Genomic DNA, 8230 nt, shown 5'->3' with positions numbered 1-8230 from the left:
CCCGTTCGCCACTCGAGTACCCGCAAGCGGGCCTTTCCGTTCGACTTGCATGTGTGAAGCACGCCGCCAGCGTTCGTCCTGAGCCAGGATCAAACTCTCCAACAAAAACCTGTTGCGCACCAAACCCTTGACAAAGGATCCAGCGACTTCAGTTGTGTCGAAGCCAGTCCTGACCGATTTTCAACGGGACACCAAGCAAGTGCCCCAAGGAAAAGACAGTCAAAAACAGTACCAACCAAGAACACCCGACAACCTAATGCCAAGCCCCTCGATCAGCCCGCACGCTGACCATCCAAACACCCTGTTGAGTTCTCAAACAACACGCCACAACAAAGACTCATCCGTACATGGGATTCGTTCTCCGCCGGAGCAACCCGAACAACATTACTAGTCTCAATCCGCGTCGTCCAACCGGGGGTGATTGACCCTGGTCACACGCAATTGAGCCTCTATGAAGTCTCAGGTGATCCCCGCGCTTCGACCCGGACCGCGCCGGGCTCTCTGAGCCTGTCGCGTGCCTCCGTGATCTCCGAACCGGCTTGGCCGTTCCGTTCCCCCGCGGGCAGAGACAAATATACACACCCCATGAGGGGCCGAAACCAGGGGGGTCACCTGTCGTTCAACGTTACGCCTGACCTGGGGAGATGGCAAGACTTTCGTTACCGAGGACGGCAGGTCTGCGGGCGCGGCCGGTCGTCGCGGACCGTCTTGCAGCGTCGAGTCCGGCTGTTAGCCTGCGAGCGAAGGTACCTCCGATCAAAGGAGAAGGCATGTCAGCCACTCGCAATGCACGCACCCGTTGGACCGGCGGACTCCAGGACGGCGGCGGTGTCACCAGCTTCGTGTCGTCCGGTCTCCCGGACACCCCGGTGACCTGGGCCGCCCGCGCGAACGAGCCGGAGGGCAAGACCAGCCCCGAGGAGCTCATCGGCGCGGCGCACGCCTCCTGCTACTCGATGGCGTTCGCGGGCGCCCTCGGCCGGGCCGGCTACACCGCGGAGGAGATCGTCACCGAGGCCGCGGTGACCTTCAAGCCGGGCACGGGGATCACCGACATCGTCCTGAATGTCCGGGCCGTCATCCCCGGCATCGAGAAGGACGAGTTCGACGAGATCGCGGCGGCGACCAAGGACGGCTGCCCCGTGAGCCAGGCGCTGAAGGCGGTCCCGATTTCCCTTGAGGCGACGCTGGGTTAGGGTCGTCGCAAACAACTGAAAATTTCATAATTCACGCACAGTGTGCGCGAAAGCATCGGGTGCACCATCCGTGGTTGAAAGACCACGGAGCCGACACGGGCGGAACCGCCAGTCGAGGCCGGGTGAGCGTTGGTTTCGCGCACTTGTTTGCAAGTGGGGCCCTGCCGGCCGCGTTGCAAACCGACAAGCGCAAGAGGAGGGAGTTCTCGTGACTGCTCCTGAAAACACCGGTAGGCGGTTCCAGGCCTACACCATCCGTCATCTCGACGATCTGCTCAAACGAGCGTCGCTGTCAGAGGAGCAGCGGCTTCGCACCAGGGCCGTCGCGTCGGTCCTGCCGTTCCGGACGAACGCGTACGTGGTCGATGAGCTCATCGACTGGGACCGCCCGTTCGAGGACCCGATGTTCCGGCTGGTGTTCCCGCAGGAGGACATGCTTCCCGCGGAGGACGTCGACCGGATCGCCGGTCTGCTCAAGGCCGACGCTCCGAAACAGGAGGTGACTGCCGCGGCCAACGAGGTGCGGTTCAAGCTCAACCCGCATCCGGCGGGTCAGCTTCAGCTCAACATCCCGAAGGCCGGCGAGGAGCCCATCCCCGGGCTCCAGCACAAGTACCGCGAGACAGTGCTGTTCTTCCCGCAGCAGGGCCAGACCTGCCATGCGTACTGCACGTACTGCTTCCGCTGGGCGCAGTTCGTGGGGATCGCCGACCTGAAGATGGCGAACAACGACGTGGACCAGCTCGCCGGCTATGTGCGTGAGCATCCCGAGGTGAGCAGCGTGCTGCTGACCGGCGGGGACCCGATGATCATGGGCGAGCCGGTGCTGCGGCGGTACATCGAACCGCTGCTGGAGATGGACCACGTCGAGTCGATCCGCATCGGATCGAAGGCGCTCGCGTACTGGCCGCAGCGGTTCGTGTCGGATCCCGACGCGGAGGACACGCTGCGGCTGTTCGAGCAGGTCGTGGACTCGGGGAGGAACCTCGCGTTCATGGCGCATTTCTCGCACTCGAAGGAGCTCGACTCCGACATCGTGCGGGAGGCGGTGCGCCGCATCCGATCCACGGGTGCGGTGATCCGGACCCAGGCGCCGTTGATCAGGTCGATCAACGACGACGCGGACCAGTGGGCGGGGATGTGGAGGACCCAGCACCGGCTGGGGATGATCCCGTACTACATGTTCGTGGAGCGCGACACCGGGCCGAGGGACTACTTCTCGGTGCCGCTGGCGCGGGCCTGGGAGATCTACCGGGACGCCTTCAGCCAGGTCTCCGGCTTGTGCCGGACCGTGAGAGGCCCGTCGATGTCGGCCACGCCGGGCAAGGTCGCGGTGGACGGAGTCGTCCGGATCGGCGACGAGAAGGTGTTCGCGCTGCGGATGCTCCAGGCGCGGGACCCCGGCATCGTCGGGATCCCGTTCTACGCGAAGTTCGATGAGAACGCCGTGTGGCTGGACGACCTGAAGCCCGCGTTCGCGGACAAGTTCCCGTTCGAGTAATCCCGTCTTCATCGGCTGGACGGTGGTCACTCGCCAGAGCCGGAGCGGCGCAAGCCGCTCCGGCTCGTCTCATGTCAGGCGATGTGCAGGGCGAAGCCGGTGGTGCCCTCGGGTTCGAGGCCGGGCTTGAGGCGCTTGGCGTCGTCGTAGTCCTCCGCCTGCCTGCGGTACGCGATCGGCTCGGTCTCGGCGACGGCCTCCATGCGGGTGCGGACCTGCTTGACGGCGTCGGTGAAGTCGGCCTCGTCCATGACGACCGCGCCGGTGACCACGATGGGCGGGAGGACCTGCATGCCGGTGTAGAACAGGACGCCGTGCTGGAGCGGGAAGAGCAGGTCGTCGATGGAGCCGTTGACGCCCCGGTCGGAGAGGTGCGACTCGGCGGCGCCCGTGGTCACGAGGACCATGGCGCGCTTGCCGGCGAGGACGCCGTCGCCGAAGCGCGGCCAGTCGCGGCTGGTGCCGTAGCCGAAGCCGTTGGTGAAGACCCGGTCGATCCAGCCCTTGAGGATCGCCGGCACGGTGTACCACCAGAGCGGGAACTGGAGGATGACGAGGTCGGCGGCGAGGAGCTTCGCCTGTTCGGCCTTGACGTCCTCCGTGAGCGTGCCCTTCTCCCATGCCTCGCCGGCGGCGAACATGAACCGCTCGTCCTCGGTGGGGCCGAAGTCGTCGTAGTCGGCGACGGCCTTCCACTCCATGGCGTACAGGTCCGAGACGGTGACGACGTGGCCGGCGCCCTCGAGGGCCTGGACGGCCTCGTCGCGGAGGGCGGCGTTCAGGGAGGCGTTGTGCGGGTGGGCGTAGACGATGTGGATCTGCATGCCGACCATGCTGCGGCGGATCCGGCGGGGCTACCAGACGTCTGTTCGACCTGGGGTCGTTCGACCCTAGGACTGACAGACCTAGGCACCGCGGAGCGGACGCGGGCATGCTTGCCGCGGAGGTTTGAGTGATGTCATCTGATGCGACCGGAATCCACAAGCTCGAGGACGTCGCGGACTTGGGCAAGTTCCTGCAGGCGCGGCGGGCCAGGGTGGATCCCGACGAGGTCGGTCTGCCGAAGGACGTGCGCCGGCGGGTCCCCGGCCTGCGGCGGGAGGAGCTGGCGCTGCTGGCCGGAGTGAGCGTGGACTACTACACGCGCCTCGAGCAGGGCCGGGCGAAGCGGCCGTCGGATCAGGTGCTGGACGCCGTGGCGCGGGCGCTGCGGCTCGACGAGACCACGCGGGCGCACCTGCACCGGCTGGCGGGGAACTCGCGGCTCGGACCGCAGCAGGCCCGGACGGGTGTGCGGCCCTCGCTCCAGACGATGCTCGCGGCGATCGACAACTTCCCGGCGCTGATCATGAACCACCGCCAGGACGTGCTCGCGTCGAACCGGCTCGCGCGGCTGCTCTACGGCGGCTTCGGCTGGGACCTGGAATCGGGGCCGAACTTCGCGCGGCTGCTGTTCGACGAGGACTCGCGGGAGTTCTTCCCCGACTGGGAGGCCGTGTGCTCCCACGAGACCGTGGCGCAGCTTCGGAAGATGGCGGCGCTGTTCCCCGAGGACGCCGAGATGACGGCGATGATCGGCGAGCTGTCGGTGGCGCACCGCGACTTCGCGGAGATGTGGGCGAAGGCCGAGGTCAAGGACTGCAACATCGGCTGGGTGCGGTTCGACCATCCCATGGTCGGCCTGCTCCAGCTCTACAAGGACCAGTTCCGGGTCGCCGACGGGTCCGGGCAGATGCTCGTGACGCTGACCGCGGCGCCGGGGACGGACGGGTACGAGAAGCTCGCGCTCCTGGGGGCGGACGGGTAGTCCCCCGCCCGCCCCGGGCGGTCACTTGATCGCGAGCTGCTCGTTGACGCTGATCCAGTCGGCGCCGCCGCGGCCGGTGGCACTCAGCTCGTCGAGGTGGCGCATGAGCGGCTCGAGGAAGTCCGCGCCGACGCCCTGCTCGCGGGCGGCGGTGATGAGCGAGCCGACGGCGGCGCGGGTGAAGTCCACGCTCTGGCCGCCGCTGTAGTCGCCGCTGTCGATGACGGCCGCGAACTGCTCGGTGTGCGGCAGGACCGCGCCCAGCCAGCCGGACACTTCGGCGGCGGTCTCCGCCGCGGAGACGCCGACGGTCCGCATCATCGCGACGGCCTGCATGAACCCGTCGAACATCTGGTACATCGAGGTCAGCAGGGCCATGTCCTTGAGCGATGCGAGTCCGGCGTCCTGCCCTTCGTAGTCGGCGGCGCCGAGCGTCTCCAGCGCGGGGAGCGCGATGTCGTAGGCGTCCCGGTCACCGGAGTAGAGCAGCCGCGAGGCCGGGGTGCCGATCATCTCGGGGACCGCCATCATCGCACCGTCGAGGTAGGTCAGACCCTGCTCCGCGGCCCATGCGGCGGTGGAGCGGGCCTCGTTGGGCGTCGTCGTGGTCAGGTTGACGACCACCTTGCCCTTGAGATCGGCGGCGACCGGTTCGAGGTGCTCGCGGACGCTGGCGTGGTCCAAGAGGACCACGAGGAGGATGTCGCTCTGCGCGGCGGCCTCCGCCACCGTGGCGGCGGCGGTCGATCCGGCCTTGACGTGCGGTTCGGTCTTGGCGGCGGTGCGGTTCCAGACGGTCGTGGCGTAGCCCGACTCGCGCAGCCGGGTGGCGATGGCCGAACCCATGGCGCCGAGGCCGAGGATGCCGATGGTGGGTTCGCTCATGGTGGTCTCCTTGGTGGCGTTCGTTATCGGTGGATGGTGAGGCGGTCGATGATGCGGGGCCAGTCGCTGTCGCCGTGGCCGGCGGCCGCGAGCTCTTCGAGGAGCTTGCGGTGCGGTTCGAGGAGCACTGCGCTGACGCCCTGCTCGCGGCTGGCGGTGATGAGCGAGGCGATGCCGAAGCGGTCGAAGTCGACGCTCTGGCCGCCGGTGTCGTAGGTGCCGCCGTCGACGATCGCGGCGATGCCCTTGCCGTGCGGGAGCATGGCGGCGAGCCATGCCTCGACCTCTGCGGCGGTGTCCGCGGCGCTGGTCCCGACGGTGCGCATCATGGCGAACGCCTGGAGGTAGCCCAGGAACATCAGGTCCATGGCCGAGAGCAGGGCCATGTCCTTCAGCGAGGCGACGCCCGGGTCGGCGCCCGTGAACTCGGCGGCGCCGAGGGTCTCGAGCGCGGGCCGGGCGATGGCGTAGGCGTTCTCGTCGCCGGAGTAGAGCAGGCGGGAGCCGGGGGTGCCGATCATGCCCGGGACGGCCATGACGGCGCCGTCGAGGTAGGCGATGCCGTGCTCGGCGGCCCAGGCGGCGGTGGAGCGGGCCTGGTTCGGGGTGGTGGTCGTCAGGTTGACGACCACCTTGCCTTTGAGGCCGGCGGCGGCGGGTTCGAGGTGCTCGCGGACGCTGGCGTGGTCCAAGAGGACCACGAGGACGACGTCTCCGGCCGCGACGGCGTCCGGTACGGTCGCCGCCGCGGTCGATCCGGCTGCCACGTGCGGTTCGGTCTTGGCGGCGGTGCGGTTCCAGACGGTCGTGGCGTAGCCCGACTCGCGCAGGCGGGCCGCGACCGCGGAGCCCATGGCGCCGAGGCCGAGGACGGTGAGGTTGCCTTTCGGCATGGTGTGCGCCTTCCTATGCTTCGCCGCGGAGGATGCGGTAGACCGGGACGACCGTGCCGGCCTTCTCGGACGCATCGAGCGCGCGCTGGTAGTAGTCCTTGATGGTCCGGGTGATCGCGGCGTCGACGCCGGCGTCCTCGCTGGCGTCGATGACGTGCTGGGTGCCGGCGAGCATCATCCTGAGGGCCGCCAGGTCCTCCCAGCCGCCCTCCTTCGCGGCCTGCGCGAAGAAGAGGGTGAAGTCGCGCTGGCTCCCGGCGTCGTCCTTGGTGAGCTCGAGGAAGGTGTCGATGTCGGCGCCGGAGCGCTCGATCATGGCGAACGCCTGCTGGACCGAGATGAGGTAGGCGCTGAACATGGCGAGCCCGGCCTGGTAGTAGAGCTGGGCGACCCCGTAGTCGCCGCCGAGGTACACGTTGGTGCAGAGCTTTTCGAGGAGCGGCCGCAGCGATTCGTGCAGGTCGGCGGGGCCGCTGACGTACAGCTTCGAGGCGGGGTGCCCGAGTTCGTCGCCCTGGGTCATGTACGCGCCGGTCAGGAACCGCGCACCCCGGTCGAGGACCCAGTCCGCGCCCTTGGCGGCGTTGGCCGGGGAGTCCGAGGAGAGGTTGACGACCGTCTTGCCGGTGAGGTCGCCCTGCTCGAGGACGCCGTACATGGCGTCGTAGTGGATGAGGGAGAGCAGGATCGTGTCGTTGGCGGCGATGGCCTCGGCGGCGGTGGCGGCGACCTTGGCGCCGAGTTCGGCGAGGGCCTCGGTCTTGCCGGGGCTGCGGTTCCAGACGGTGACGTCGACGCCGGCCTCGAGGAGGACCCGGGCGGTGGCGCGGCCCATCGGGCCCAGGCCCACGACGGTAACGGACTTGTGAGCAGACATGTTGTGCCCCTTCGGCAGTGGTGTTTCCCGTGGTGTGCTTCCGGGATCCATCGTCGGTCGGTCCGGGTACGCTGGCAAGACCGCACCTTCTGGTGGGGTTGCTTACGTCGAGGTTCGAAATATGGCCGGGAGGGGTCCGTTGCAGTCGGAGAGTGGCGCAGATCAAACCTGCGGGATGAGCCTCGCGATCGACGTGGTCGGCGGCAAGTGGAAGATGCACCTGATGTGGGTGCTCGCCGAAGGGCCGGTCCGGTTCGGGCAGATCCGGCGGAAGCTGGACGGGGTGAGCGAGAAGGTGCTCGCCGAGAACCTGCGGCAGCTCGAGGCGAGCGGGATCGTGCACCGGGAGCTGTACGCGGAGGTGCCCCCGCGGGTCGAGTACTCGCTGACGCCGCTGGGGCGGTCGCTGAACGAGGCGCTGGCGCCGCTGGAGGTGTGGGGCGACCGGCACCGCGACGAGTTGGAGCCGCGGCCGAAGGTCGAGGCCTGCTGAGTCCGGTCCGGTGGGTCCGGGCCCGGGGCGGCGCTAGATCGGCGGCGCTTCGCGGCGGCGGTATTCGCGACCGCCGAGCGTGCGTTCGAGCAGGAGTTCGTCGATGAGCTCGCGGCGGAGGGTCAGCGGGTCGTCGTAGACCTCGGCGAGCGCGTCGGTGATCTCGGGCTGCGTGTAGACGCGGTCGAACGCGAAGAGCCGGTCGGCGAGGTCGCGCAGGAGCGCCACGCGGGTGGCGCGGCGGGTGGGCAGGACGGTGATGCGTCCGCCTGAGTAGAGGTGCGCGACGTCCGGGGCGGTGCCCTCGGGGGCGTCGGGGACGGCCGCGCGGGCCGCGGCGGCGGCTTCGCGGAACGCCGTCGGGTCGGCGCGGAAGCCGTCTTCGGCCGCGGTCACGAGTCCGGCGCGCACGAGTCGCGGCAGGGCCTGTTCGGCCTTCGGGTGGTCCTCGCGCAGGGCGGCGAGTCCGGTGCCGCGGTCGCCGGCGAGGACGATCGCGGCGAAGACGCGGAGCCGGGCCGGGTCGGCGAGGGCCTTGACGATCTCGTGGCTGGGTTCCATGGCCCCACGATCGCCCG

General features: G+C 68.8%; 9 protein-coding genes and 1 rRNA gene. 4 read left to right on the top strand and 6 right to left on the bottom strand.

Annotation, left to right across the window (positions count from 1 at the left end; translation table 11 throughout):
- Positions 1–105: ribosomal RNA gene (locus GFD30_RS23795) — 16S ribosomal RNA — on the bottom strand; the annotation flags it as partial.
- Between the two features lie 665 nt (positions 106–770).
- On the opposite strand from GFD30_RS23795, the gene GFD30_RS23790 reads away from it, so the two are divergent.
- The gene (locus GFD30_RS23790) at positions 771–1196 is read left to right on the top strand and encodes an OsmC family peroxiredoxin (RefSeq protein WP_153027646.1); all 426 of its coding nucleotides are present in this window, start codon (positions 771–773) and stop codon (positions 1194–1196) included.
- A gap of 208 nt (positions 1197–1404) precedes the next feature.
- Positions 1405–2697 carry a KamA family radical SAM protein gene (locus tag GFD30_RS23785; RefSeq protein WP_227996973.1) on the top strand — a complete coding sequence of 431 codons (1293 nt, stop codon included), beginning with the start codon at positions 1405–1407 and terminating at the stop codon, positions 2695–2697.
- Between the two features lie 74 nt (positions 2698–2771).
- Here GFD30_RS23785 and GFD30_RS23780 read toward each other — a convergent pair whose 3' ends face one another.
- Positions 2772–3521, bottom strand: coding sequence for an NAD(P)H-dependent oxidoreductase (locus GFD30_RS23780; RefSeq protein WP_153027645.1), 750 nt, complete (start codon positions 3519–3521; stop codon positions 2772–2774).
- Positions 3522–3652: 131 nt separating this feature from the next.
- Here GFD30_RS23780 and GFD30_RS23775 point away from each other — a divergent pair, with 131 nt between their 5' ends.
- Positions 3653–4504 carry a helix-turn-helix transcriptional regulator gene (locus GFD30_RS23775; protein ID WP_153027644.1) on the top strand — a complete coding sequence of 284 codons (852 nt, stop codon included), beginning with the start codon at positions 3653–3655 and terminating at the stop codon, positions 4502–4504.
- Between the two features lie 21 nt (positions 4505–4525).
- On the opposite strand, the gene GFD30_RS23770 is transcribed toward GFD30_RS23775, so the two are convergent.
- From GFD30_RS23770 to GFD30_RS23760, 3 genes are read right to left on the bottom strand one after another with little or no spacing between them, the layout of a single operon-like run.
- Complete coding sequence (locus GFD30_RS23770; protein ID WP_322633559.1) at positions 4526–5416, bottom strand: NAD(P)-dependent oxidoreductase; 891 nt, start codon at positions 5414–5416, stop codon at positions 4526–4528.
- Positions 5413–6282, bottom strand: coding sequence for an NAD(P)-dependent oxidoreductase (locus GFD30_RS23765; RefSeq protein ID WP_194202091.1), 870 nt, complete (start codon positions 6280–6282; stop codon positions 5413–5415). Before GFD30_RS23765 ends, GFD30_RS23770 begins: the two co-directional genes overlap by 4 nt.
- Before the next feature lie 13 nt (positions 6283–6295).
- Positions 6296–7159, bottom strand: coding sequence for an NAD(P)-dependent oxidoreductase (locus GFD30_RS23760; protein WP_153027641.1), 864 nt, complete (start codon positions 7157–7159; stop codon positions 6296–6298).
- 121 nt (positions 7160–7280) lie between these two features.
- On the opposite strand from GFD30_RS23760, the gene GFD30_RS23755 reads away from it, so the two are divergent.
- A complete protein-coding gene (locus GFD30_RS23755; RefSeq protein WP_407649190.1) occupies positions 7281–7652 on the top strand; it encodes a winged helix-turn-helix transcriptional regulator in 372 nt (123 codons plus the stop codon).
- Between the two features lie 33 nt (positions 7653–7685).
- Here the strand turns inward: GFD30_RS23755 and GFD30_RS23750 are convergent, their stop codons facing one another.
- Entirely contained in the window at positions 7686–8213 is a 528-nt protein-coding gene (locus GFD30_RS23750; protein ID WP_153027639.1) for a DUF2087 domain-containing protein, read from the bottom strand.
- Between the last annotated feature and the right edge of the window lie 17 nt (positions 8214–8230).

Origin of the sequence: Glycomyces albidus (genome assembly GCF_009451885.1) — a bacterium.
In the GTDB taxonomy this organism is placed as follows: Bacteria; Actinomycetota; Actinomycetes; order Mycobacteriales; family Micromonosporaceae; genus Glycomyces; species Glycomyces albidus.
Note: the sequence above shows the minus strand (reverse complement) of the source record. Positions and strands in the feature narration are given on the sequence as shown.